This window comes from Acidaminococcus sp. HCP3S3_H5 (assembly GCF_052122235.1).
GTDB lineage: Bacteria > Bacillota > Negativicutes > Acidaminococcales > Acidaminococcaceae > Acidaminococcus.
The window spans coordinates 20,367-46,322 of record NZ_JBQKCS010000005.1 but is presented as its reverse complement, the minus strand read 5'-3'; the positions used below and the strand labels follow the sequence as shown (position 1 = coordinate 46,322).

21 protein-coding genes and 1 tRNA gene are annotated in these 25,956 nt (G+C 57.5%); 5 read left to right on the top strand and 17 right to left on the bottom strand.

What is annotated here, in order from left to right; all coding sequences use genetic code 11:
* Positions 1-76: 76 nt before the first annotated feature.
* From rsmG to ACTQY5_RS07000, 13 genes are all read right to left on the bottom strand, one after another.
* Positions 77-790 (bottom strand): 16S rRNA (guanine(527)-N(7))-methyltransferase RsmG, encoded by a 714-nt coding sequence (rsmG, locus tag ACTQY5_RS07060; protein ID WP_441368989.1) that lies wholly within the window; start codon positions 788-790, stop codon positions 77-79.
* On the bottom strand, positions 787-2,667 hold the full coding sequence (gene mnmG, locus ACTQY5_RS07055) for a tRNA uridine-5-carboxymethylaminomethyl(34) synthesis enzyme MnmG (RefSeq protein ID WP_022488033.1): 1,881 nt from the start codon (positions 2,665-2,667) through the stop codon (positions 787-789). Before mnmG ends, rsmG begins: the two co-directional genes overlap by 4 nt.
* Positions 2,668-2,684: 17 nt before the next feature.
* On the bottom strand, positions 2,685-4,055 hold the full coding sequence (gene mnmE, locus ACTQY5_RS07050) for a tRNA uridine-5-carboxymethylaminomethyl(34) synthesis GTPase MnmE (RefSeq protein WP_022488034.1): 1,371 nt from the start codon (positions 4,053-4,055) through the stop codon (positions 2,685-2,687).
* Between the two features lie 291 nt (positions 4,056-4,346).
* On the bottom strand, positions 4,347-5,084 hold the full coding sequence (jag, locus tag ACTQY5_RS07045) for an RNA-binding cell elongation regulator Jag/EloR (protein ID WP_288310325.1): 738 nt from the start codon (positions 5,082-5,084) through the stop codon (positions 4,347-4,349).
* A gap of 43 nt (positions 5,085-5,127) precedes the next feature.
* Complete coding sequence (locus tag ACTQY5_RS07040) at positions 5,128-5,751, bottom strand: YidC/Oxa1 family membrane protein insertase (protein WP_022488036.1); 624 nt, start codon at positions 5,749-5,751, stop codon at positions 5,128-5,130.
* Positions 5,752-5,777: 26 nt separating this feature from the next.
* The gene (gene yidD / locus ACTQY5_RS07035) at positions 5,778-5,987 is read right to left on the bottom strand and encodes a membrane protein insertion efficiency factor YidD (protein ID WP_022488037.1); all 210 of its coding nucleotides are present in this window, start codon (positions 5,985-5,987) and stop codon (positions 5,778-5,780) included.
* Between the two features lie 15 nt (positions 5,988-6,002).
* Positions 6,003-6,341, bottom strand: a complete 339-nt coding sequence (gene rnpA, locus ACTQY5_RS07030) for a ribonuclease P protein component (protein WP_022488038.1) — start codon at positions 6,339-6,341, stop codon at positions 6,003-6,005.
* Between the two features lie 77 nt (positions 6,342-6,418).
* Entirely contained in the window at positions 6,419-6,553 is a 135-nt protein-coding gene (gene rpmH, locus ACTQY5_RS07025) for a 50S ribosomal protein L34 (RefSeq protein WP_075579283.1), read from the bottom strand.
* Positions 6,554-6,693: 140 nt separating this feature from the next.
* Entirely contained in the window at positions 6,694-7,170 is a 477-nt protein-coding gene (locus tag ACTQY5_RS07020; protein ID WP_154487992.1) for a pyridoxamine 5'-phosphate oxidase family protein, read from the bottom strand.
* Positions 7,171-7,219: 49 nt separating this feature from the next.
* Complete coding sequence (locus tag ACTQY5_RS07015; protein WP_288310329.1) at positions 7,220-8,632, bottom strand: amidohydrolase; 1,413 nt, start codon at positions 8,630-8,632, stop codon at positions 7,220-7,222.
* Between the two features lie 62 nt (positions 8,633-8,694).
* Positions 8,695-9,753 carry a GTPase gene (locus tag ACTQY5_RS07010; protein ID WP_441368988.1) on the bottom strand — a complete coding sequence of 353 codons (1,059 nt, stop codon included), beginning with the start codon at positions 9,751-9,753 and terminating at the stop codon, positions 8,695-8,697.
* A complete protein-coding gene (locus ACTQY5_RS07005; protein WP_441368987.1) occupies positions 9,750-10,808 on the bottom strand; it encodes a GTPase in 1,059 nt (352 codons plus the stop codon). The genes ACTQY5_RS07010 and ACTQY5_RS07005 overlap by 4 nt, the downstream gene beginning before the upstream one ends.
* Positions 10,809-10,821: 13 nt before the next feature.
* Positions 10,822-11,763 carry an asparaginase gene (locus tag ACTQY5_RS07000; protein ID WP_022488043.1) on the bottom strand — a complete coding sequence of 314 codons (942 nt, stop codon included), beginning with the start codon at positions 11,761-11,763 and terminating at the stop codon, positions 10,822-10,824.
* Between the two features lie 184 nt (positions 11,764-11,947).
* Here ACTQY5_RS07000 and ACTQY5_RS06995 point away from each other — a divergent pair, with 184 nt between their 5' ends.
* The gene (locus ACTQY5_RS06995) at positions 11,948-13,123 is read left to right on the top strand and encodes a M48 family metallopeptidase (protein WP_195839615.1); all 1,176 of its coding nucleotides are present in this window, start codon (positions 11,948-11,950) and stop codon (positions 13,121-13,123) included.
* A gap of 61 nt (positions 13,124-13,184) precedes the next feature.
* Here ACTQY5_RS06995 and ACTQY5_RS06990 read toward each other — a convergent pair whose 3' ends face one another.
* From ACTQY5_RS06990 to ACTQY5_RS06980, 3 genes are all read right to left on the bottom strand, one after another.
* Positions 13,185-14,513, bottom strand: coding sequence for a uracil-xanthine permease family protein (locus ACTQY5_RS06990; protein ID WP_154487995.1), 1,329 nt, complete (start codon positions 14,511-14,513; stop codon positions 13,185-13,187).
* A 9-nt stretch (positions 14,514-14,522) separates the two neighbouring features.
* Entirely contained in the window at positions 14,523-15,107 is a 585-nt protein-coding gene (locus ACTQY5_RS06985) for a xanthine phosphoribosyltransferase (protein WP_022488046.1), read from the bottom strand.
* Positions 15,108-15,232: 125 nt separating this feature from the next.
* A tRNA-Gly gene (locus ACTQY5_RS06980) sits at positions 15,233-15,306 on the bottom strand.
* A gap of 214 nt (positions 15,307-15,520) precedes the next feature.
* Here ACTQY5_RS06980 and ACTQY5_RS06975 point away from each other — a divergent pair.
* Entirely contained in the window at positions 15,521-20,251 is a 4,731-nt protein-coding gene (locus tag ACTQY5_RS06975; protein WP_441368986.1) for an EAL domain-containing protein, read from the top strand.
* An 81-nt stretch (positions 20,252-20,332) separates the two neighbouring features.
* Here ACTQY5_RS06975 and ACTQY5_RS06970 read toward each other — a convergent pair whose 3' ends face one another.
* Entirely contained in the window at positions 20,333-21,064 is a 732-nt protein-coding gene (locus tag ACTQY5_RS06970) for a gamma-glutamyl-gamma-aminobutyrate hydrolase family protein (RefSeq protein WP_022488049.1), read from the bottom strand.
* A 329-nt stretch (positions 21,065-21,393) separates the two neighbouring features.
* On the opposite strand from ACTQY5_RS06970, the gene dnaA (ACTQY5_RS06965) reads away from it, so the two are divergent.
* From dnaA (ACTQY5_RS06965) to dnaA (ACTQY5_RS06955), 3 genes are all read left to right on the top strand, one after another.
* Positions 21,394-22,545 (top strand): chromosomal replication initiator protein DnaA, encoded by a 1,152-nt coding sequence (gene dnaA / locus ACTQY5_RS06965; protein ID WP_441368985.1) that lies wholly within the window; start codon positions 21,394-21,396, stop codon positions 22,543-22,545.
* 940 nt (positions 22,546-23,485) lie between these two features.
* Entirely contained in the window at positions 23,486-24,109 is a 624-nt protein-coding gene (locus tag ACTQY5_RS06960) for a hypothetical protein (RefSeq protein WP_022488051.1), read from the top strand.
* A gap of 211 nt (positions 24,110-24,320) precedes the next feature.
* Entirely contained in the window at positions 24,321-25,715 is a 1,395-nt protein-coding gene (gene dnaA, locus ACTQY5_RS06955; protein ID WP_308664238.1) for a chromosomal replication initiator protein DnaA, read from the top strand.
* Positions 25,716-25,956: the final 241 nt, after the last annotated feature.

Genomic DNA, 25,956 nt, shown 5'->3' with positions numbered 1-25,956 from the left:
TCCAGACTTCAGACTTCCGACTCTCGACTATAAAAAAGGCAATGTTTCACGTGAAACATTGCCTTTCTTTTGCCGCTTACAAAGGCTTCTTTACTGCCGTCCCCGCTTTTCTGGGATACTGTTTCGGGGTGGAGCGGACTTTTTCTATGGTGATGATGGCCCGTTTGTCTGTGAGCCCCGGCAGCTGCACCGGCCGGACCTCCCGGATCTTTCCGCCCAGCACTTCCACTGCATGGCGGGCGGCATCCGCTTCTTCCTGGTATTTGCTGCCCTTCATGGCGTAGAACACTCCGCCTACCCGGACCAGTGGCAGGCAGTATTCCGCCAGCACCGGCAGAGCCGCCACCGCCCGGGCCACCGCCACATCGAATTTCTCCCGGAGAGCCGGATCCTTCCCGGCATCTTCCGCCCGGCCGTGGACCAGCCGGACCTGCCCCAGGCCCAGGGTCTCCACCACCTGACCCAGGAAGTTCAGCCGTTTCTGGAGGGAATCGATAAGGGTCACCCGCATCCCCGGATCATAGATCTTCAGGGGCAGTCCCGGAAAACCGGCCCCTGTTCCCACGTCCACAATGGTGTGGTTGTGAAAGGCTTCCCGGTTGTACACCAGCAGGGAGTCCACCATATGCTTCACCGCCACTTCCTCCGGATCCGTAATGGCGGTCAGGTTCAGGCTTTTGTTGGTTTCCAGCAGCAGGTCCCCATACTGCTGGAACTGGTCCAGCTGTCCTTCCGTAAGAGGGAAGCCGACAGCCTCTGCCGCCTGTTTCAGTGTTTCCCGGTAACTCATGCTTCTTCTCCCTTCCGCCGCTGGGTCTCCAGATACACCATCAGCACGCTGATGTCCGCCGGGGATACCCCGGAAATCCGGCTGGCCTGGCCGATGGATACCGGCCGCTGTTTGGTGAGCTTCTCCATGGCTTCCGAAGACAGTTCCTGGATCCGGCTGTAGTCCAGGTCCTCCGGCAGCAGCTTGTCTTCCAGTTTCAGGGCCCGTTCCACTTCCTGTTTCTGTTTCCGGATATAGCCCTGGTACTTCACCTGCACATCCACCTGTTCCGCCGCATCCACCGGCAGTTTTTCCAGGCCGAAGGCGTCCGCCAGTTTTTCATAGGTCACTTCCGGCCGCCGGAGGAGATCCAGCATATTGATGGAACTCCGGAGGGCCGTGGATCCCAGGCCGGTGATCTTTTCCTGGTTTTCCTCGCTGGGGGCCAGGTTGATCTTGGACAGATTGGCCAGGGTCCGTTCAATGATGTCCCGCTTCTTCGTAAAGGCGTCATACCGCTCATCGGTGACCAGCCCCGCATCCCGGCCCTTCTGGGTCAGCCGCAGGTCTGCATTGTCCTGGCGGAGGAGCAGCCGGTATTCCGCCCGGCTGGTCATCATCCGGTAGGGTTCCGTGGTCCCCTTGGTCACCAGGTCATCGATGAGCACCCCGATGTAGGCATCGCTCCGTTTCAGGATCAGGGGCTTCTTCCCCTGGAGCTTCAGGGCTGCGTTGATCCCGGCCATAAGGCCCTGGGCAGCGGCTTCTTCATACCCGCTGGTGCCGTTGGCCTGGCCGGCACTGAACAGGCCGCTGATGGCCTTGTGTTCCAGGTTGGCTTTCAGCTGGAGAGGATCCAGGCAGTCATATTCGATGGCATAGCCGGCCCGCATCATCTTGCAGTGTTCCAGCCCCGGGATGGTCTGCATGAAGGCCACCTGGATCTCCGCCGGCAGGGAAGAGCTCATGCCCTGGACATACACTTCGTTGGTCCGGAGCCCTTCCGGTTCCAGGAACAGCTGGTGCCGGTCCTTGTCGGCGAACCGGATGATCTTGGATTCGATGCTGGGGCAGTACCGGGGCCCCACCCCTTCGATCATGCCGTTGAACATGCAGCTCCGGTCCAGGTTGTCCCGGATGATCTGATGGGTCCGGGGATTGGTGTAGGTCAGATAGCAGGGCACCTGGTTCCGGGTGGTGATGGTGCTCATGAAGGAGAAGTTCCGGACCCGTTCATCCCCGTACTGAGGTTCCATCTTGGTGTAGTCCAGGGTCCGGGCATCCACCCGGGCAGGGGTGCCGGTCTTGAACCGCATGAGCTGGAGTCCCGCTTCCTGGAGGGACCCGGTAAGCTTCATGGCGGACCGCTGGCCGATGGGGCCGGACATGTAGGCCACTTCCCCGTAGAGGATCTTCCCCCGGAGATAGGTACCGGTGCACAGGATCACCGCATCCGCTTCGAACACTTCCCCGGTTTCCGCTTCCACCCCCTGGACCTGGCCGTTCTTCACCAGCAGCTTGTCGATCATCAGCTGCTTCACATCCAGGTTGTCCTGGTTTTCCACCACTTCCTTCATGATGGTGTGATACAAAGGCTTGTCCGCCTGGGCCCGGAGCGCCTGGACCGCATACCCTTTCCCGGTATTCAGCATCCGCATCTGGATGCAGGCCTCATCTGCCGCCAGGCCCATCTGCCCGCCCAGGGCGTCGATTTCCCGGACCAGGTGTCCCTTGGCCGGTCCCCCTACGGAAGGGTTGCAGGGCATCAGGGCGATATTGTCCATGGACAGGGTAGCCAGAAGGGTCTTCTGTCCCATCCGGGCTGCTGCCAGAGCCGCTTCGCACCCTGCATGGCCGGCTCCCACAACAACCACATCATAATGATCCACTACGATCATGCTGTTTTCCTCCGCTTTTACTTGCCCACACAGAACTGGGCAAAAATCTCATCGATGATTTCATCCGGCACATCTTCCCCGGTGATCTCCCCCAGGTCATGGAGGGCCTGGGTCAGGTCGATGGTAAGACAGTCATAGGGCAGGTGCTGCCGGGCCCCTGTCAGGGCATCCTCCAGGCTCTGGAGGGCCTTTTCCAGCAGGTTCTGCTGCCGGGCGTTCTGGGTCATGCTGCTGCTTTCGCTGTCAGAGCCTTCCCCGTACACGAAATCCCGGAGCCACTGTTCCACCTGGTCCAGGCCCCGGCCTTCCTTCACGGACAGGACGATCACATCCCTGTCCCCACAGGCTTTCCGGAGGGCTTCCACGTCCAGGGCCAGAGGCAGGTCCGCCTTGTTCACCAGGATTAGTTTCTTCCGGTCCCGGAGGCTGTCCAGCAGCTGCCGGTCCTCCGGATCCAGCGGCTGGGAGCCGTCCAGCACCACCAGGGCCAGCTGGGCATCTTCCAGGGCCGCCCGGGACCGTTCCACCCCGATCTTTTCCACCAGGTCGCTGGTGTCCCGGAGCCCGGCAGTATCGGTGAGCACCAGAGGGATCCCTCCGATGGTCATCTGTTCTTCAATGATGTCCCGGGTGGTGCCGGGGATGTTGGAAACAATGGCCCGGTCCGCCTGGAGCAGGCTGTTCAGCAGGCTGGATTTCCCCACATTGGGCCGGCCCACAATGGCAGTCCGCAGCCCTTCCCGGAGGATCCGTCCGGCAGTGCCCCGGCGTACCAGGGTCTCCACCGCCTGTTTTCCTTCTTCCAGGATGGACACAGTCCGGTCATAGGTCACTTCTTCAATATCGTCTTCCGGATAGTCGATGCAGGCTTCCAGCTGGACCACCAGATCCCGGAGCTTCTTCCGCAGGGCCTTCACCTGCCGGGACAGACCGCCCTGATGGCCCCGGTTGGCTGCCGCCAGGGCCTGCCGGCTCCGGGCGTTGATGATGTCCATGACGCTTTCCGCTTCCGCCAGGTCCAGACGGCCGTTCAAAAAGGCCCGTTTGGTGAATTCCCCCGGTTCCGCCGGCCGGGCCCCTGCCTGGAAGGTCAGGGACAGGATCTCCTGGAGGGCTTCCCGTCCTCCGTGGCACTGGATCTCGCACACATCCTCCCCGGTATAGGAATGGGGGCCGGGCATGTACACTGCCAGCACCTCATCCACCACCTGGCCTTTGCCGTCCCGGATATGGCCGTACAACAACTTCCGAGCGTTTTCCTTCCCCAGCTTTTCCCGGCCGTCGAACAGCCGGTCTGCAATGGCCAGGCTGTGGGGCCCGCTGATCCGGATCACCCCGATGGAGCCCACCCCCAGGGCAGTGGCAATGGCACTGATTGTATCATCCATCTTTTTTTCCTCCAAAAAAAGGGGTTGTTGCCTGAGCAACAACCCCTTGTCAATTGTCAATTGTCAATGGTCAATTGCCGAAGGAAAGAATCTGTCCTGTCAGACAGATTCTTTTATTATGCAAAAACATATCGTGCTTACTCTAGCAATGACTGTCTATTTTAAGACCAGGTTTGATTCAATCCAAAAAAATTTGCCTGCAAATTTTATCATCCGGCCACTGACCATTGACCATTGACGGGGGTGCTGCATATCCGCTTTTCATGTGCAGCACCCCCTCATGCAGTTCCATTATTTCAAATCAATGACCACTTTCCGGTAAGGTTCTTCCCCTTCGCTGTAAGTGGTCACCGCCGGATCGTTCTGGAGACTCATGTGTACGATCTTCCGTTCGTAGGGATTCATGGGTTCCAGCATGGCTTTTTTCCGGGTCCGTTTCACCCGGTCCGCCAGGTTCCGGGCCAGCCGTTCCAGGGTTTCCCGCCGGCGTTCCCGGTAGTTTTCCGCATCCAGGATGATCCGGTTCCAGTTCTTCCGTCCCCGGTTCCCGGCCAGGTTGGTCAGGTACTGGAGGGCATCCAGGGTCTGGCCGTGTTTGCCGATCAGCACGCCGATGCCGTCCCCGTGGATCTTCAGGATGATTTCCTCATCCTTCCGGCTGATGAATTTTTCGATGAGCAGATCCATGCCCATGGCCCGGAAGATTTCTTCCAGGAAGGCCTTGGCTGCCGCTGCTGCCGCCTGCCGTTCCTCTTCCCGGTCCTCCGGAGCCTTGGCATCCTCCTGGGGAACCGCTTCCGTCTTCTCCACAGGGGCTTCCGCTGCTTCCGGAGCCGCCGGAGCTTCCGGTTCCGCTTCCTTCACCGTTACCCGGACTTTGGCATCCCGGCCTCCGAACAGGCCCAGGAGGGAAGGTTTGGATTCTTCCAGGACTTCCACCTCCGCCTGGTCCCGGCTGACGCCCAGTTCGGCCAGCGCTGCCTTCACTGCATCCTCGACGGTTTTGCCCGTCTTTTCCACCATGTTCATCTTCAAGCCTCCTTACAGGCCCCGAGGCACCTGTTTTGTCTTCTTATTTCTTCCGGTCCAGCAGGAACTGCTGTCCAATCTGCATAATGTTCATGACTACCCAGTACAGCACCAGGCCCGCCGGGAACTTGAAGCTGATGTACCCGATGAACAGGGGCATGAAATACAGCATGACCTTCCCCTGGGGATTGTCAGAAGCCGGCATGGTCTGTTTGGACTGGATAAAAGTGGTCAGTGCGGACAGGATGGGCAGGATGTAATAGGGATCCGGATCCGCAATGCTCTGCATCCACAGGAAGGAACTGGGGCCTGCATACTGGAAATCCCGGATGCCATAGAAAATCCCGATCATGATGGGCATCTGGATCAGGAGAGGCAGGCAGCCTGCCAGGGGGTTCACCCCTTCGGCCTTGTACAGTTCGGACATTTTCTGGTTCAGGGTCACCTTGTCATCCTTGTACCGGGCCTGCAGCTCCTTCATCTTGGGCTGGATCCGGCTCATGGCCCGGGTGGACGAAATCTGTTTGGCGGTAAGGGGCCACAGGATCAGTTTGATCAGGATGGTCATGATGATGATGGCCAGGCCGTAGCTGGGTTCACCGATAAGACGGGTCAGTTCATAGATGTGGGCCACAACCTGTTGGACAAACGAGCTTAAAATTTCCAAAGTTCGACTCCTTTTCTTCCTGTCCGTTACGGTACAGGATCATATCCTCCCTTGTGGAAAGGATGACATTTGAGTATTCTCTTCACAGCCAGAAAGGATCCCTTCAGGAACCCGTATTTCCGGACTGCCTCCAGCGCATATTGGGAACAGGTGGGTACGAACCTGCACCGGGGCGGAAAACAGGGAGAAATCCATACCTGATAAAAACGGATCAGGGCAATGGCAATTGTTTTCATAGACCCTCCGGGGTTTTACAGCAGCCCGGCCTTTCTGGCCAGCCGCCGGAAAACTTCCTCGTAAACTTCATAGGGAGCGTGTGCCAGACGATGACGGGCTACCCAGACAATGGCGTGTTTCCCCTTCAGACGGGCCTGTTCCTTCCGGAACACCTCCCGCATCCGGCGCTTTACCTGGTTCCGCAGCACAGCATGTCCCAGCTTTTTGCCCACAGCCGTCCCCAGCTGGTTCTCTCCGTTTTCGGAAGGGAGCACGTAAAAGACCCCGTACCGGTCCGCAAAGGAACGGCCTTTTTCATAGACCTCCTGGAACCGCTGGTGGGACTTGACCCGGTTGGCCTGGGTATATTTCATTGGAGGAACATTCTGTTCCAAAGTCCTGCACCTGCCTTGTAGTAAAATAGGCCGCGAAGAGCGGCCTATCTTGATCTTTATGCAGACAATCTCTTTCTGCCTTTTGCACGTCTTCTTTTCAAGACTTGTTTACCACCCAGAGTCTTCATTCTTTCTCTGAAGCCATGAGTCTTTTTTCTCCGATTGTTATTCGGTTGAAAAGTTCTCTTCATGTTCCTAACCCTCCCTTGCCTCCAAAGATACGTCAAGATCTATAATAAGTAAATCGTTTGACAGCTCATATCATTATAAGAGGAAAAAGGGAGGGTGTCAATATATTTACAAAGAAAAGAGGAGAAAATGACTGATTTTTTTACTTTTCATGGACCCGTTTCCCGGTAATGTGTTCCGGCACCAGTTCCAGCATGGTCACCCGGCTGGCCGCCCGGGCCATCACCTGGTCCACTTCCTCCGCCGAAGGGTAGTATTTCAGGCCGATCTGCCGCAAAAGGGCCATGGCCCGTTCCGGATCCTCCAGCACATGGAGCCGGCCGAACACGATCACCGACCGGACTGTGTAAGCCCAGTCCCCCGGGAGCTTCACTCCGGCATCGTGGACGCAGAAAGACACTTTGTCACAGCGCCGGATGGCATCGATCTTGTGGCCTTCCCCGGCTCCGTGGAAATAGATCCGGCCGGTTTCCCGGTGGTAATAATAGTTGATGGGCAGGGCATAGGGATATCCCTCATCCCCGGCCAGAGCCAGGGTCCCCCGTTTTTCCTCTTCCAGCACCTTCCGGCATTCCTCTTCCGGAAGGGCCTGTTTGAATCGCCGCATGGGACGGAACATGGTATCAACCTCCTTTGTGTATGGGGCTGCTGTCTCTGCAGCAGCACCCTTATTTTCCATACCCTCTGGGCATCACGTCCGGAGGGATGGGACACTGGTAAGTGCGGCCGGCCATACGCTTTTCCAGTTCGGCCCGGGCTTCCTGCAGCACCGCCGGCTGTTCATAAAGGGTCCGGGCCCCTTCCGCCAGCACCCGGGCAGCGAAGAAGCAGCCCTTCAGGGCCACGGTGCCCTTGTCCTGGGCCACCCACTGCCAGGAATGGGCACTGGTGCCGATGGCAAAGCAGGCGGCGGCAAACTGGGCCAGAGGAGTCACATAACTTACATCCCCGGTATCCGAAGACCCCATGGCCACCGCGTTGGTGGGCTGGTAGGGCAGGATATAGGCTCCGGTGGGGTCCTTCCGGATCAGTTCCTCCCGGAGTTCCGGATCCGGGAAAGGCGCCATCCCGGGATCCTGCCACACCCGTTCCGGAGCCAGCTGGTCCTGGAACTTCTTCAGGAAGGCTTTTTCCGCTTCCGTACGGAGGGGAGCGCCCACCTGGACCATGGCATCATGCAGCACTTTTCCCAGGGTCCGGTTGGGCACCAGGTTGGACACTGCCTTGTCGAACCGGACGGACAGCTCCGTTTCCGTCATGAGAGCCGCCCCCCGGGCAATGTTCACCACCCGGTCATACAGCCGTTTGGTCTCTTCATTGGTCCGGGAGCGGACCAGATACAGCACTTCCGCCTTGGGTTGTACAACGTTGGGTGAAACCCCGCCGGTGTCCAGGATGGCATAGTGGACCCGATCATAATCCGCCATATGCTCCCGCATGTAGTTGACTCCCACATCCATAAGTTCCACCGCGTCCAGGGCGCTCCGGCCGTTCTGGGGAGCAGCCGCCGCATGGGCCGCCCGGCCCCGGAAGGTAAAGGCCGCCTGGATGTTGGCCTGGTTGGATCCCACCATCACTTCGTTCTGGGTCCCGGGATGCCAGGTAAGGGCTGCATCCACGTCAGCAAAAGCCCCTTCCCGGGTCAGGTAGGTTTTGCCGCTGCCCCCTTCTTCCGCCGGGCATCCATAGACCCGTACGGTTCCCCGGCCGGGATGGGCAGCCAGGTAATCCTTCAGGAGAAGGCCTGCCCCCACTGCCGCTGTGCCCAGAAGGCAGTGGCCGCAGCCGTGGCCGTTGGGATTCCCTTCCCGGGGCTTCTCCTCCCAGATCCCGTCTTCCTGGCTGAGACCGCTCAAGGCATCATATTCTCCCAGGATGGCGATCACCGGCTTCCCGCTGCCGTATTCCGCCACAAAGGCGGTGGGCATGTGGGCCAGTCCCCGGGTCACCTGGAAACCGTGGCGCTCCAGCAGATCCTCCATAGCCTGGGCGGACTGGAATTCCTGGAATTTCAGTTCTGCAAAGTCCCAGATACAGGCATTCAGTTTCTCCAGTTCCTTTTCATAGGGTTCCAGATTCATAGGTTTCGACCTCCCTTTTTCTTAAACAACTGTTGTACAACCATTGCCGGACACAGGTTGTTTTACTTCTTCCCCGGCTTGTCCCGTCGGGCGTCCAGCTCGTCCAGAAGCCGTTCCCGGGCCAGTTCATAGCAGGCATCGATATAGGTGAGCCCTGCCTGGCGCACCAGCTGGTACCCCAGGAGAGCCGAAGCTGCCTGGCCCACCACCGGCACCGCCTTCAGGAAACTCCGGGCGGCGAATTTCCGGCCCAGGGTCTTGATGATCACCTTGATCCCTTCCTTGCTCATGCCCCCCAGGACCATGGCCTTGTCCCGGAGAGACACCTTCCGGCTGCCGTGGATCAGTTCCGGGGTGATCCCGAAGGCATCCCGGATGCATCCGTACATCTGGTACAAGATCAGAAGGTCCACTGCCGCATCCACCCCGATGATGGGATTGATCCCGTTGTAGGCGGCGTAGGTGGAACTCCGGCGCACATAGCTCCGGGCCGCTTCCCGTTTGGCATCCAGCTGCTGCCGGGTCCGGGCCTCTGCGGTGAGGATGTACTTCTCCCGCCGGGCCGCAGGCATTTTCCGGATGATGGCGTCATTCAGTTCATCCAGCCCCGAAGGGGCATCCTTCCGGGCACACACAAAGACCAGTTCAAAGTCTTCCCGGCCCAGCTGTCCGGCCACATCCCGGCGGATGGCCTCTTCGCTTTCCTCCAGGCTCAGCCCCTCCTCATAGATCAGGTCCGTCTTGTTCCGGACAAAGATACAGGACTTGCCCTGGGCGGTCAGCTGCCGGAACAGTTCCGTATCCCCCTGGTGGAGCTTGTCGGAGAATACGCACAGGAACATATCATACTTGAAAAGATGGAATTGTTCTATGAACTCATTCCAGGGAAAGGATTTTGTCCCATAGCCCGGCAGATCGATAAAGGTGGCATCCCCGTGCTCCACCAACAACGGCTCCCGGGTGGTGTCCGTTTCCACCCCCACCGGGGCCGCCTGGTAGCCGCAGATGGCATTGATCAGGCTGGACTTCCCGGAGCCCGGCTGTCCGAACAGCACAATGGTCACATTCTCCTGATCCAGGTTCTTCAGTTTTTCTCTGATGGCATTTCCGTCTTTTGTCATGGTTCCCCCATCTGGATTTCCGCCTGGAGCCGTTCCAGGGCGTACTCCCAGCAGGCATCGATGTATTTTTCACCTAAAAAGTACATGCTTCCGGCGTTGAAGCCCATTACTGCCGCGCCCCCCACCACCGGGATCACTTTGGCCACTTTCCCGGAGGCCTTTTTCCGCAGGAGCCAGGTCAGCCCCTTGGTTACCCGTTCTCCGGTGACTCCTTCCGCCAGTTTCTTCACCACCTGGGAACTGGGCCCTTCCGGCTGGACTTCCTTTTCGCTGACTCCGAAGGCTTCCCGGATGGCCCGGTACAGGCTTTTCAGGATCTGGCTGTCCAGGGCCGCGTCCATGCCGATCACCGGGTTCAGGCCGTTGGCCGCCGCCAGGACCATGAATTTCTTCAGGGACCGTTCCGCCGCCTTCCGCTTCACCAGCAGGGCTTCTTCCGTATAGGCTTTGGCATGGCGGAAGAACCGGTCCCGCTGGGCTTCCGGCAAAAGCGCCCCCATGGCCCGTTCCAGTTCCAGGATCCCCCGTTCCGCCGCCGGCCGGTTCCGCCGGCAGCTGGTGAATACCACCTGTTCCCGGGGTCCCACCAGATGGTGGACATCCCGGGTGATCTTCTCCTCCAGCTCTTCCCGGCTGCAGGAAGGATCGTAGAGCCCGTCGCATTTGTTCCGGACAAACAGACACACCCGACCGGTCCGGGCGATCTTCCCGAAAAATTCCACATCCGCCTCATGGAGCTTTCCGGCGAACACGCACAGGAACAGGTCGTACTGGAGAGGATTGAAGGCGCTGAAATAAGCATTTTCCGGGAACAGGCTGGTGTCATAGCCGGGCAGGTCCACATAGATCACATCCGGACACTCCACGATCTGGGCCTGACGGGTGGTGTCCGTGGCCTGGCTCACCCGGGCCACCCGCTGGCCGGCCAGTTCATTGATCAGAGAGCTTTTCCCGGCTCCCGGCTGCCCGAAGAGGCAGATCTTGATTTTATGGTCCCGTTCCCGCTGCCAGGCCTGCAGGAACTGGGATACCAGGGCTTTGGCATCTCCGGCCATACGATTCCCTCCTTTATGCTTCTTCTGTTTCGTTGGCCAGGCTCCACATAAGCCGGGTCACGGCCGCTTCCAGGGTCATGGGGCCCCCGGATTCCACTCCGGCCTGGGCCGCCAGGATCCCCATGGGATACAGGGACAGATCCACCCCGTCAAAAAGGCACTGGCTGACGCACACCACCCGGACGCCTTTTTTGATGGCCCGGCGGATGGCCGGCAGGAAGTTCTGCTGGTCCGTATTCACCCCGCCGGCTCCGTAGCATTCCAGCACCAGGCCCTTGTAGCCCCGGTCCACCGCATAATCGATGATATCCGGTTTCAGCCCGGGAGTCATGGTCACCGCCATCACCCGGGGTTCCAGTTTCTCTTCCACCCGGAAGCCACCCACGTTTTCCCGGCTGGGCAGGTTCTTTTTGACCCCCTCCTTGCCGAAATACAGTACGGGAGCTTCATTGACACTTTCAAAGGCATTGGGGTTCCGGGTGAAGATCTTCTTGGCGCAGTCCCCTTTGATCACCTTGTTCCCGAAGGCCACGAACACCCCGGGCAGACCGCTGGCCGCCACGGAAAAAGCCAGTTCCAGGTTGCTCCGGGCATCGCTGTTGGTAAGGCTGAGGGGGACCTGGGCCCCGGTGAGCACCACCGGCTTCCCCAGATTGATCAGCATCCGGCACAGGGCGCTGGAGGTATAGGCCAGGGTATCGGTGCCGTGGGTGAGCACAAAAGCGTCATAATCGCTGTAATTGTCCCCGATCAGCCGGGCCCAGGCGCTCCAGTGGGCCGGTTCCAGATTGCTGCTGTCCAGGAGGGTCAGATCCCGGACGGTGATCTCTCCCAGGGTCCGGAGTTCCGGCACCTGTTTCAGGATGTCCTCTCCCTTCAGGGTAGGTTCCAGGCCTTCATCGGTTACCGTACAGGCAATGGTGCCGCCAGTGGTCAGAAAGAGTATTTTTTTCATGGATTTCTGGTTCTCCTTGTTCTATAATCTATAGAAACAATTATATCATATGTAGGTCATCCAGACAGAGGAAGTGACAGGTTTCCCGGATTTTTCAAGGTTGTATGCGGTTGTTTTGGTATAAAACAATGGTTGTTTTATGGTTGTTTATATATTTTCTGTTACCTTTGGAGGGGGAATTCCCATGATCTGTCTGCACACCCGAAACCTGAAGAAAAAGCTGGCCCTGGCCCTGTCCGGCCTGGTCCTGACCACATCCCTGACCCTGTCCGCCCTGCCGGCAGCGGAAGCCTTTGACTGGAGCAATGCCATCGGCTCCATCGTCCTGGTGTCCGCCCAGTACAGCATGCTGAACAAGCAGGTGGCCTACCTGGACGGCAAGGGCCGGGGAGAATACCTGAATCAGATCAAGCAGCAGGAAGGGGTCAATGAGGATCCGGAAGCCAATGCCATGCTGGACCGGGTCATGGGCCGGCTGTCCGCCGCCATTGCCAAGACTGATCCTTCCATCGAAAAGAATCCCTATCATTATTTTGTCAACGACAGCACCAAATTCAATGCTTACTGCACCCTGGGCCACAATGTATCCGTAAACATGGGCCTGTTCACCACCCTGAACTACAACGAGGACGAACTGGCCTTTGTATTGGGCCATGAACTGGGTCACGGGGAGCAGCACGACCCGGCCAACGGAGTGAAGCGTACCTTCCCCATTGCCCTTCTGGCAGCCGTGGCCGGCAGCCAGAGCAATATGCTGGAAGCAGTGGGCACCAACCTGCTGGCCAACCTGGGCAGTGCCAAGCTGGTGACCCTGCCTATGGAAAAGAAAGCGGATGAGCTGGGCTTCACCTACGCCACGGAAGCCGGATACAACCCGGGAGCCGGCAGTGCCCTGTGGCAGCGGGTAATGGAAAAGATGGGCAACAACCGGGAAACCTTCCTGGGCACCATCTTCATGCCCAGCGACCATCCCAACAACGGATCCCGCCGGGACAAGTATACCCAGCGGCTGTATGAATACAGCGGAAAACATGTGAATGTGGACAAAAAGACCGGAGCCATCCTGGTGAACAAAAAGGACCTGGGGCTGGTCCAGCCCGGAGGGGATATGAGCAGCCGGGAGCGGACCTACCTGGTGGCCGGCAGCCTGGCCAAAGTCTACCACGAACAACCCAATACACAACCTTCTGCTGAACAGGATGGCAGCAATCTCTACTTCGGCGGCCAGCGGATCATGAGCCTCCAGTATGGGGACAACGGAGCCCAATGGGTGGAAAAGCTGAACCAGGCGGCGAATAAAGGAAAACAACCGGTTAAACAACCGGTTGTTTCGAATAAAAAAGAAGGCTCCTCACGCTAACGTGAGGAGCCTTCTGGTCGCGGGCCGCGACCGGGCTTCTGCACGCTGCGTGCAGCAGCCCTTATTTCATCTCATCCGGCAGAATCAGATTCAGCACTACGGCCACCACGAACACTACCGCCACGCAGTTTTCTGCGAAGACGCTTTTCATCAGGTCCGGGAAAATCTTAAAGATGGAGGGATTCTGGGTGAAGCCGATGCCGATGGACAGGCTCAGGGCAGCGATGATCATGTTCCGCTGGCTGTAGCCGCAGCTGCCCAGCATCCGGACCCCGCTGACCACAATGGACCCGAACATCATCAGGGTGCATCCTCCCAGCACCGCTTCCGGCAGGGAAGCCAGGATCACTCCCAGCACCGGGAACAGTCCGGCCAGGATCATAATGGCGGCCCCGCTGGCCACGGCCTTCCGGTTCACCACATGGGTCATGGCAATGAGCCCCACGTTCTGGCTGAAGGACGTAATAGGCAGACAGCCGAACAGGGAGGACAGGGCACTGATGAACCCGTCCACTCCGATGGACCCTTCGATTTCCTTATCCGTGGCATTCCGGCCGAAGCCCATCACCGTCAAGGCAGAGGTATCCCCCAGGGTTTCCGTGGCAGACACCAGGAAAATCAGGAATACGGAAAAAATGGCATCCGGATGGAATTCCAGCCCATAGGGCAGAGGCTGGGGCAGGGAAAACAGCCCGGCGGAACTGATCTTGGACAGATCCACCATACCGTAGAAAAAGGCGGTGATGTACCCTACCACCAGGCCAAACAGCACGGACAGCTGCTTGTAGAAGGATTTGGCCTTGATGTTGAACAGCAGACAGGAAACCAGGGTCACGGTACCCACGATCATGTAGGGAGCTTCCCCGAAATGGGGATTCCCGAAGCCGCCTCCGAAGGAATTGGCCCCGATCCCCAGCAGGGAGAACCCGATGGAGGTCACCACGCTGGCGGACACAATGGGAGGGATGAACCGGCGCCACCACCGGGCAATGAGCCCCAGGCACCCTTCCAGACAGCCCCCTACCAGAGCCGCCCCCAGGATGGCCCCATAGCCGTATTTGGCTCCGATGACGCAGAAGGTGGACACAAAGGTGAAGCTGATCCCCATGATAATGGGCAGCCGGCTGCCCAGAGGCCCCACCGGGAACATCTGGAACAGGGACCCTACCCCGGCCATGATCATGGCCGCCTGGATCAGGGCCGCCGCCTGTTCCGTAGGCATCTTTACCGCCCCGGTGACAATCAGGATGGGAGCGATGTTGGCCACGAACATGGCCAGTACATGCTGGAGTCCGAAAGGCGCCGCTTTCTTCAGGGAGATTTTTCCATCAAACTGGTAAATCGGGTCAGTGCCAGTCTGGGCCGGTTCCTGGATTTTTTCTTCTTCCATGGCGCCCCCTTACCGGAATACGATGGTGCCGGTGGCCGCATCCATCTTTTCGATGATAGCCAGGCTCTTTACATCATAACCTTTCTTCCGCAGGGCGTCCCCGCCTCCCTGGAAACCTTTTTCGATGGCGATGCCCACCCCTTCCACTTCGGCGCCGGCCTGGTGGACCAGGTCGATAAGGCCTTCCACCGCGCAGCCGTTGGCCAGGAAGTCATCGATGATCAGCACATGGTCTCCTGCGTTGAGATACTTCTTGGAAACGATTACATGGTTCACCTTGTTGTGGGTAAAGGATCTGATTTCCGTGCTGTACACTTCTTTGTCCATGTTGCTGCCGGCGCTTTTCTTGGCAAACACCACCGGCACCCGGAAATGGACTGCCGTCAGGCAGGCAATGCCGATGCCGGAAGCCTCGATGGTCAGGATCTTGCTGATGGGCCGGTCCTTGAACAGCTGATAGAATTCTTCTCCCAGCTTGCTGATGAAGGGCACATCGATCTGGTGGTTCAGGAAACTGTCCACCTTCAGCACATCCCCGCTTTTGATGATGCCGTCCGCCAGGATCTTTTTCTGCAGTAAATTGTACTCCGCCATGTCTTCCTCCCGTTTCTTCCAGACAAATCAAATTCGTTTTCTGTAAAAGATTATTATATCATACCCTGGCTCCTGAGAAAACAAAAAAAGCTGTTGCCTCAGCAACAGCCTTCCGTCTTTCAATATGGAGCGGGCAATGGGAATCGAACCCACCTCTAAAGCTTGGGAAGCTTTCATTCTACCAATGAACTATGCCCGCATCAGATAGATTGTATTTTAGCAAATTTTTTCTTTTTTGTAAAGGGTGATCAGAATTTTTTTCTTTCCGCTGGCAATTAACATCCCCAGTTAACTTTTTCTGGCAGAACCCTCCAGATGGAGTATAATATAAGGATATGATTATGGACATATGACCGGACACACTGCTTCCACAGCGGTTTCCGGATCTGTCACAGGCAAAGAGGGGGATTTTTTTGAATACACCGGGCAAATTCCAGGAACTCCACAGTTTTTACGATACCCTGCCCAGCGGGATTTGTCTTTTTACCACCCAGGGATCAGAACAGATCCTTTTTGTGAACCCGGGCTTCCTGTCCCTGTATTCCTGCACCACTGAAGAGGAATTCCAGGTCCTTACCGGAGGCACCTTCCAGGGCATGGTGGATCCGGAAGACTACCAGCCCCTGGAAACCCTGGGCCAGAAGGCCGCCGCTGTCTCTCACCAGGAAACCGGCATGACCCAGATTTACCTGACCTTCCGGATCAAGACCCGGGAAGGCCATTTCCGGCGGATAGAAGGGACCCTGTCCAAAGGCACCCTGCCCCAGGTGGGTACCGTATGGATCATGAACCTGGTGAGCAGCTCCCAGAAAGTGCTGGTCCGGAAACAGGATCCGGTCACCGGGCTTATGGGGGTCCGTGCCTTCTACCAGACTGCCCTGAACCTGTCCCTGGAAAAAAAGGCCCAGGGCAGACTGAAATCCTACAACCCGGTATACCTGAACCTGACCAACTTCAAATTGTACAATGCCACCTGGGGGATCCAGGCCGGGGACAACCTGCTCCGGTCCGTGGCCAGCATTCTCCAGTCCCTGTTCCCGGGCCAGCTGATGACCCGGCTTACCGGGGACGGATTTGTGCTCCTGGCTCCGGCGGAAAAGCTCCGGGACAAACTCCAGGAAGCCGCCCGGCAGGTGGACCAGTGCACCGGCAACCCCACCATCCAGCTGAAGGCAGGAATCTATCCCCCCAATGAAAAAACTTCCCTGACGGATCTGCGCCATGCCTTCGACATGGCCAAATTCGCCTGCGATTCCATCAAGAAAAACGCCATCCAGTCCTGGGCTGTCTATACCCCGGAACTGGCCGCCCAGCAGGAGACCCGGGTCTTTGTGCTGGAAAACTTCTCCCGGGCACTCCAGTCCGGCCAGATCCAGGTGTACTACCAGCCCATTATCCGGAGCCTTACGGGCAAACTGTGCAGCCTGGAGGCCCTGGCCCGATGGATCGATCCGGAACGGGGGATGATCTCTCCGGGGATCTTTGTGCCCATCCTGGAAGAAGCCCGGCTGATCCACCAGCTGGATCAGTATGTACTGAGCCAGGCCGGCAAACTGCTCCGGGAACAGCGGCGGAACCACCAGCCCATGATCCCCATTTCCGTGAACTTCTCCCGGGTGGATTTCCTGGTCACCGACCCCTTCCAGCTGGTGGAAAAAGTGGTACGGAAATACGGGCTCCAGCGGAACTTCCTGTGCATTGAAGTGACGGAAAGCGCTCTGGTCCAGCATTCCTCCCACATTTTCCAGACCCTCCAGAAATTCCACAACAGCGGCTACAAAATCTGGCTGGACGATTTCGGCAGTGCCTACTCCTCCCTGAACGTGCTCCACAACTACCATTTCGATGAGCTGAAGATCGATCAGGCCTTCCTGAAGAACCTGAACGACAAGGGGAAGGAAATCATCACCTCCATCGTGCTCATGGCCAAGACCCTGGGAGTCCATACCCTGGCAGAAGGCGTGGAAACGGAAGAACAGCTGGCCTTCCTGAAAAAGATCGGCTGTGAAAAGATCCAAGGATTCTACTACAGCCGTCCCCTGCCCTACGAAAAGCTCCTGACCCATCTGATGAAAATGCACATCAAGCCGGAAAACAGCCTGGAAAACCAGTGCTATGAACAGGCCGGTCTCATGAACGTGGTGTCCGAAGCCCCCCTGGGCCTGTTCCGATATACCCGGAAATACGCCACCCTGCTGTACATCAACGAGGCCTACCAGAAGGTTCTGGCCAGTGTGGGCACCCATTCCCTGGAAGAAGCCAATGAGAACCTGCTGGATCCCGCCTATCCCTTCCGGGACAAGTTCCGGATGTTCCTGGACCAGGTGGCGGACAGCACCGCCACCCATTCCCTGGTATATGTGGACAACGGCCAGTACATCCGGATCAAGGCCCGGAAAATCATGGGCAATCCCCAGTTCTGTCTGGGCCGGCTGGAAATCCAGAACATCACCTTTGACAAAAACACCCGGCTCCACCACAAACTGGACAAACTGTTCCGGAACCTGGTGCTCATGTACGACTCCCTGATGTATCTGGATATCGGGAAAGACCAGGTCCAGGTGCTCCAAAGCTCCGTGCCTTCCCTGAACAGTGACGCCGTTTATCCGGACATTGCCGGCTTCCTGGCCCGCTACGCCAAGAAATTCGTCCATCCGGACGACCGGGAAAAATTTCTCCAGTTCACAGATCCGGACAGTCTCCACGCCCAGGGCCGGGAACAGGGCCGGGTGGATGCCAAGGACCAGTTCCGGATCCGCCGGCCTGACGGAAACTACCGGTGGATGATTTTCCATGCCATGTTCCTGTACAAAGATCCCACCCGGAACATCCTGCTGACCGTCCAGGACAATGTGTGGGAACGGAAGGATCTGACCACCCGCCGGAAAGAACTGCCTCTGTTCAACATGTCCCTGGGAGTCCCTCTGGAAAAGATACCCCAGACGGAACACGACTACCAGACCCTGCTGTGGAATGCGGTGCGCACCTCCCCCCTGAAATTCTTCTGGAAGGACAGCCAGCGCCGGTTCCGGGGTGCCAGCCGCTCCTTCCTGAAATTCTACGGCCTGGAAGAAAAGGACATCCTGGGGAAAACCGACGAGGAAATGGGCTGGCACCCCATGCCCGGCACCTTTCAGAACGATGAGGAAGAGGTGGTGCATCAGGGCCGGACCATTACCCAGCACCTGGGGACCTGCATTGTCCGGGGAGTCCCCCATCCCATTGTAGCCACCAAATCCCCTCTGTACAAAGGGAATCAGATTGTGGGACTTTTGGGCTATTTTGACGATCTGGAGAACTATCCCGCCCAGGCGGAACTGATCCGGGACCTGAATCTGAAAGATCCGGAAACCGGCTTTCTCAGCTACCGGGGCATGCTGGAAGCCGGCCTCCAATATACGGATTCCTGGCGGTACCAGCAGGATGACTATGCCGCCTTCCTGCTGGACATCCCGGAATTCGACCAGTTCCGCCGGACCTACGGGCCGGAAGCGGGCCGGAAACTGCTGACCAAAGTGGTAGAAACCTTCCAGCATCTCCATCTTCCCACCATTTCCCTGGCTCACATCGGCAGCTGCTGCTTCCTGGGCTTTACCAAGACCACCCTGAAGGACCAGCTGGACAGCCAGATCCAAAAGCTGACCCAGGCCATCCACAGCATTACGGAAGTGGACGGCTACAGCTGCACCCTGTACCTCCAGTATGCCCTGGCCCGGGGATCGGAAGTGGACAACCTGGACAACCTGCTGGCCCTTCTCACGGAACGGCTGAAGGAATCCCGGGATCAGCGGTACGGGGAATCGGTGTTCATCGGAGACCGGATCGTCTTTGACCGGGAAAAATTCGACACCATGGACGAACTGGTGATGATCAGCGATCCGGAAACCTATGAGATGGTCTACATGAACCAGGCTGCCCAAAAGGCCTACCACGTGGACGGGCCCCGGGAGTATAAAGAGAAAAAATGCTACGAACTGCTGGAAGGACAGAAGGCCCCCTGTGCCTACTGTCCCCTGTCCATCCTCCGGCAGGACCGGTTCCACACCGCCACCCATCACAGTGTGAAATCCGGCCTGGACCTTCTGGTCCGGGATACTCTGGTACCCTGGCGGGGGCGGGTGCTCCACTTCTCCATGGCCCTGAACCTGAAGGAATATGTGGATATGGACATTGCCCGGAACGATCTGATCTTCCGGGAAGCCGCCGCCAATGACGCGATTGCCATCGGTCTCCGGGAAGAAGATCCGGACCTGGGGATCCAGAAAATGATCATCCAACTGGCGGAAAACATGGGAGCGGAACGGTTCTACATTTTTGAGGAAGGCCCCGATGACACGGTGAGCGCCACCTATGAATGGGTCCGGAAAGGGCTGGAACCCATGAAGGATCAGCTCCAGCACGTACCCAAAAAAGACGTACAACTGTTGTACAACTCCTTTGACAAGGAACAACTGGCCTTGATCCCGGATATGCCCCAGCTGCTGGCCAAACAACCGGATTTCCATCTCCGGATTCCCGGGATCCGCAGCATTGTGTCCGGCCATCTCACCCAGGGGGAACGGTCCCTGGGGTATACGGAAGTGGTGAACCCCACCCCGGATACCTTCCGGTCCGCCAGCCTGCTGTTGGCCACCCTGACCCGGTTCTTTGCCATTATGCTCCGGATCCGGAACAACCGGCGGACCCTCCAGGCCAACAGCCGGACGGACCAGCTCACCGGCCTGGGGAACCGGTATGCCTTCCACGACACCATAGCCTCCCTGCCCAGTGGACAGGATCTGGTCTTTGTGTTCGGGGACATCAATGGCCTGAAGCGGGTCAACGACACCCAGGGCCATGAAGCGGGAGACCGGCTGATCCGTTCCGCCGCCCAGGTACTGGACGAAATGAAAGGCCTGGGAAAGGTGTTCCGGATGGGGGGCGATGAATTCCTCCTGATCCGGGAAATCGACGCTCCAGCAGAGGCTGATGAGCTGATCCACAGCCTGAAGGACCGGTACAAAGCCCGGGGCATCAGCGTGGCCCTGGGCGCCGTTACCTGCCGGACCCCCATCCCTGACGTGGACCAGATCATCACCCAGGTGGACCGGAAGATGTACAAGGACAAGGGCGTGATGTACGGAAGGAGAAGTACGGATAGATAAACAGGGCTGCTGGGTACGCAGCAGCCCTGTCAGCGGTCAGCGGCCATTGACCGCTGACAAGAAAAGGTGTGAAGCAGCGCTTCACACCTTTTCTTTTACCCGTGCCAGGAAATCCTCGAACAGCTTCAGCTGTTCCGGATGCTCCTGCCACATGTTTTCCGGATGCCACTGGACGGCTACTATCTGCTTGTGGTCGTGGGATTCCACGCTTTCCTGGACCCCGTCAGGAGCCACGGCGGTGACTTCCAGGGCCTCTGCGACCCGGTGGATGGCCTGATGGTGCCGGGAGTTTACATAAGCCTTTTCTCCCAGGGACTCAAACAGGTTGCTGCCGGGAACTAAAGTCACATGATGGGTGGGATACCCTCCCGGTGCCCCCTGGGAATGACGGATGGTGCACTGGGGATCCTCACTGGGCAGATCCTGGTACACATTCCCTCCCAGAGCGATGTTAATCAGCTGGCAGCCCCGGCAGATGCCGAAAATGGGTTTTCCGGCCTGGTAGAAGGCCCGGAACAGCTCCAGTTCGAACAGATCCCGTTTGTAGTTGGTCCGGCCGATCTTCCACTTGGGTTCCTCCCCGAACAGAGTGGGATCCACGTCCGGCCCTCCGGGGATGATCAGCCCGTCGAACAGGTCCACATAGTCCTCCCCCCGGGCTCCGGGCACATCTGGAAGCACCACCGGGATGGCCCCCAGCCGGGCAATCACTTCCACCAGTCCCCGGGGGGCAAAAGGCGCCTCCACCAGGTTGGTCACCTCCGATGCATAAGGATAGGTATCCGCCGTAATGGCAATGCGGCATTTGCTCATAAGTTTCCTCCTTCCGCCGGTTTTCCCGGCGCTGCAGTTGGTTCCATTATAGGAAATTGCGAAAGGAGATGCAAGGCTGCGGCTTCCCAGCATCCCTTTGTCCACAGAACGCACGTTCACAAATCCCCCGTCCGGCCTGTATTTCCGGGGTTTTCCCCAAAGTTGTCCACACCTGTGGATAACTTTCTGTGGAAAACTCCCTTTCCTGTGGAAAACTCCCTGGAGCCAGGTTTTCTGCGGGTTCCCCCCTCTTGCTCCCGGCACTTATCCACATGCCGGGGAATATGGTATAATGAAAAATATCCCTTACAGGAGAAAGGAGGTTTGTCATGGCCAAGAAAAAACTGGTGGAACTGGACCTGTTCGCCGAGCAGGAACCGGCAGCGGAACATCCGTCCCCCCCGCCCTCGGCCCGGAAAAGACCGGCTCCCCCGGTCCTGAAAAAGCCCTTTGTCACCAACCTTTCTCCCCGGTACACCTTCGACAATTTCGTGGTGGGAAATTCCAACCGATTTGCCAAGGCAGCCGCCATGGCCGTGGCCAACAACCCGGCCTTTGCCTACAACCCCTTTTTCCTGTTCAGCGACTCCGGCCTGGGGAAAACCCATCTGATGAATGCCATCGGCAACCAGATCCGGAAGAACCACCCGGATATGAAAGTGCTGTACATTTCCAGCGAAACCTTCACCAATGAGCTGATCGAAAGCGTGGAACACAACCGGCTGGAAGCCTTCCGGGAAAAATACCGGAACATCGACGTGCTCCTCATCGACGACATCCAGTTCCTCCGGAACCGGGAATCCACCCAGGAGGAGTTTTTCCACACCTTCAACACCCTGGAAAAGGCCAACAAGCAGATCATCATTTCCAGCGACCGTCCCCCCGGGGAACTGGACACCCTGGAAGAACGGATGATCAGCCGGTTCAATTCCGGCCTTACCGCCGACATCCAGCACCCGGATCTGGAAACCCGGATGGCCATCCTCCAGAACCTGGCCCATACAGAGCAGGTTCCCTTTCCCAACGATGTGATTCTGCTGATTGCCAGCAGCATCACCAGCAATATCCGGGAACTGGAGGGAGCCTACAACCGGGTCTGCGCTTATTCCACCGTGACCCGGGAACCCATTACCCTGGATCTGTGCCGCCGGGCCCTGAAAGAACTGGCCCTGCTGGACACCCCCCAGTTCGTTACCGTGGACGCCATCCAGCAGCAGGTGGCGGACCATTTCCGGCTCCACCGGTCGGAACTGATCGAAAAGAAACGGACCAAACGGGTGGCGGTGCCCCGGATGATCGCCATTTACCTGACCAAGGAAATGGCCGGCCTGTCCCTGAAGAAAATCGGAGAATGTTTCGGGGGCCGGGACCACAGCACCATCATCCACGCCTGCGAAAAGATCCAAAAAGACCGGCAGAAAGATCCGGAGCTGAACAAGGAAATCGAGGCCCTGACGGCTGCGTTGAAAAAGGGAGTGTGAAAACTTCACACCCCCGTTCCCGAGCCGAGAGTCCCGGGTCGCGACCCGGGACTGGGATGTTGCATTTTCCATGGAACACCCCCTATTGCATCCCAGCTCTCTGTAACCCCTGTCCCTGCTCTTTGCACAGGGACAGGGGTGTTTTTTGCCCGGTGGGAAGCAGTTTTCCACAGGGGAAATCCCTGTTCCACAGCCAGGAAGCCCCATAAAAAGGGATTATCCACATACTTATCCACACCTGTGGATAACTTTCAGTGGAAAACTCCCTGGCTTGTGGAAAACCCCTGGAGCCACAGCCCATGCCGGATCCGGGACTTTATCCCCAGATTTATCCACATGTCCACTGGAGGTGTTGTACAAAACCTGCAACACCTCCTAGCTGTAGAGCCGCATAGCGGCTCAAGTCTGGAGTCGGGAGTCTGGAGCCGAAGGTTAAATTTGCAGGCAAATTTTTTGAATGTGTAGAACCTTTGGACGAAATGATCTCTCAGATTGCTTTTGATTCTGGTTCTACAGAATCAAAGGGATCCGTCCAGCCAGACGGATCCTGTCCTGAGGCTTCCGACTTCAGACTCCTGACTCCTGACTTAAGTTATCCACACCCCCTCCTCCCTCTCCGCCCCCATGAAATGGGCTTATCCCCAAAGTTATCCACATCTGTGGATAACTTCCGGTGGAAAACTTTTTACCCTGTGGAAAACCCGGGGACCCCTGGCTGGCCGGGCTTTTTCCGGTTTCTTTCCTCCAGTTATGCACAGGGGCCGGACAAACGGGCCGGAATATGCTATACTATACTCATACAACCTTTGGAACCGGCCGGCTCCTTTTCCATACAACGTTGTGGGAACATTGCAGGACGCCGGTTGTCTGGAAAGCCGCCGGGCCCCTGGCGGTTTTCTTCCTGTTCTGGAAATCTATATCATATTGAGGGATGTCCGCCATGATCACCATTAAAGACTATGCCAAACAAAAGGGAGTTTCCTACGAAGCCATCCGCAAACAGATCAAACGGTATGAAGAAGAACTGGAAGGCCACCTGGTCAAACAGAACCGTTTCCTGATGCTGGATGACGAAGCCGTCCAGTTCCTGGACAGCAAACGGTCGGAAAACCCCGTGATCGTCTATGAACAGAACAAGGATGAGGAACTGGAACAGCTCCGCCACGAAAACAAAGTGCTGCTGATCCAGATGAATACGGTCCAGGACCAGCTGGGGAAAGTCCAGCAGAAGCTCATTGCGGAAATGAACGCCACCAAGCTGCTGACCCAGGAAAAGGTCCAGTATCTGGAATACAAGGCCCAGTCGGAACAGAAGGAAGTCCAGCTGAAGGATCTGGCCCGGGCCCGGGACGCCGCCCAGGCCAAAGCAGACCAGCAGGAAGCGGTGCTGCGGCTGAAGGAACAGCAGATCGGCGCCCTTACCGCCGCCAAGGAAACCGCCGCCGCCAGTCTGAAGGCCGCCGATGAAAAAATCGCCGCGGCGGAAGCCCGGGCCAAAGCCGCGGAAGAAGAAGCCTCCCGGCTGAAGAACCGGAGTTTCTGGGACCGTCTGTTCAACCGCTGACCATGTTTTTCAACAGGGAGTTATCCACATCTGTGGATAACTCCCTGTGTATAACTCTGGATTTGTGGATAACCGGAACCGGGCCCCCTGCCCCGTTCTTCCGGCGGCCCGGGAAAAAAGTTATCCACATTGTCCACAGGTTTTTCCACAGGACCGGCCTGTTTCGTGATATAATGAAGTCTCTATTAAAAGGATAAAGGATGGATCGGATATGACGACGAAAAACCTGGCCCAGGTCTGGGCCGAAATGCTTGCAGCCCTCTCCGCCAGCATGGAGGGCCGGAGCTGGAAAATCTGGATGGATGCGGCACATCCCCGGACCCTGGAGGGCAATACCCTGTCCCTGGATGTATCCAACCAGTTCACCAAGGATACCCTCCAGGGAAAATACCTGCCCATGATGGAAGAAAGCCTCTCCCAGATCTGCGGCCAGCCCATGGAGATCCAGATCGACGTAGTGGAACCGCCCAAAGAGGAACAGAACCTGTTTCCGGACACCCCTGCCCAGCCGGAAGAAGCCCCGGCTCCCGCAGCCTACCAGCCGGAACCCCAGCCGGCGGCCAAACCGGCCCAGGAATTCGATTCCCATCTGTCCCCCAAATACACCTTTGACAATTTCATCCGGGGCAAATCAAATGAAGAAGCCTTCAACTTTTCCATGGGGGTGGCCAACGCACCGGCCAAAAGCTACAACCCCCTGTTCCTGTACAGCGACCCGGGCCTGGGGAAAACCCACCTGATGAACGCCATCGGCAACTATATCCACAAGAAATTCCCCCAGATGAAGATCCTCTACACTTCCAGTGAAACCTTCACCAATGAACTGATCGGCGCCATCCAGCACAACACCAACGAAGCCTTCCGGAACAAATACCGAAACATCGACGTGCTGCTCATCGACGATATCCAGTTCCTGCGGAAAAAAGAATCCACCCAGGAAGAATTCTTCCACACCTTCGAAGCCCTGAAACAGGCGGACAAACAGATCATCATCTCCAGCGACCGGCCTCCCAAGGAACTGGACACCCTGGAAGAGCGGCTCACCAGCCGGTTCATGCAGGGACTGATCATCGAGATCAACCACCCGGATTTCGAAACCCGCAGTGCCATTTTGCGGAGCATGGCGGAAAAGGACCATCTGGAATTCCCTCTGGAAGTGATCCAGCTGATCGCCACCAATGTAAAGACCAACATCCGTGAGCTGGAAGGCGCCTACACCAAGGTCCACGCCTTTGCCAACCTGAACCACCAGCCGGTGACCATGGAACTGGCCCGGAAAGCCCTGAAGGACCTGGATATGGGAAGCACTGTGGACAAGGTGATCACCGTGGAAGCCATCCAGGAACTTGTGGCCGCCCGGTACAAGATCCGGGTGGAAGACCTGAAAGCCAAGAAACGGACCCGCTCCATCGCCTATCCCCGGCAGATCGCCATGTATCTTACCCGGGAACTGACGGACCTGTCCCTGCCCCGGATCGGAGAATGTTTCGGAGGCCGGGACCACACCACAGTCCTCCATGCCTGTGACAAGATCGCTGACGACAAAGCGAAAAATGACAATCTGGAACGGCAGCTGGCCAAACTGGTGGAAGATCTGAAGAAATGATCCCTGAGTTATCCACAACTTGTGGATAATCTTGTGTATAACTTGTTGGTAATTTTGTGGATAACCCGGAAAGTCCCTGAAAAAGTGGATATGTGGATAAGTGAAAACCGGTTATCCACAGAGTTATCCCAATGGTTCCAACAGCCTGGAATGGGGCTGGAGCGACTTTTCCACATACCCACAGGCCCTACTACGAAGACTACGAATTTTTATAATTTCATCGTTTTAGAAACAAGGAGGT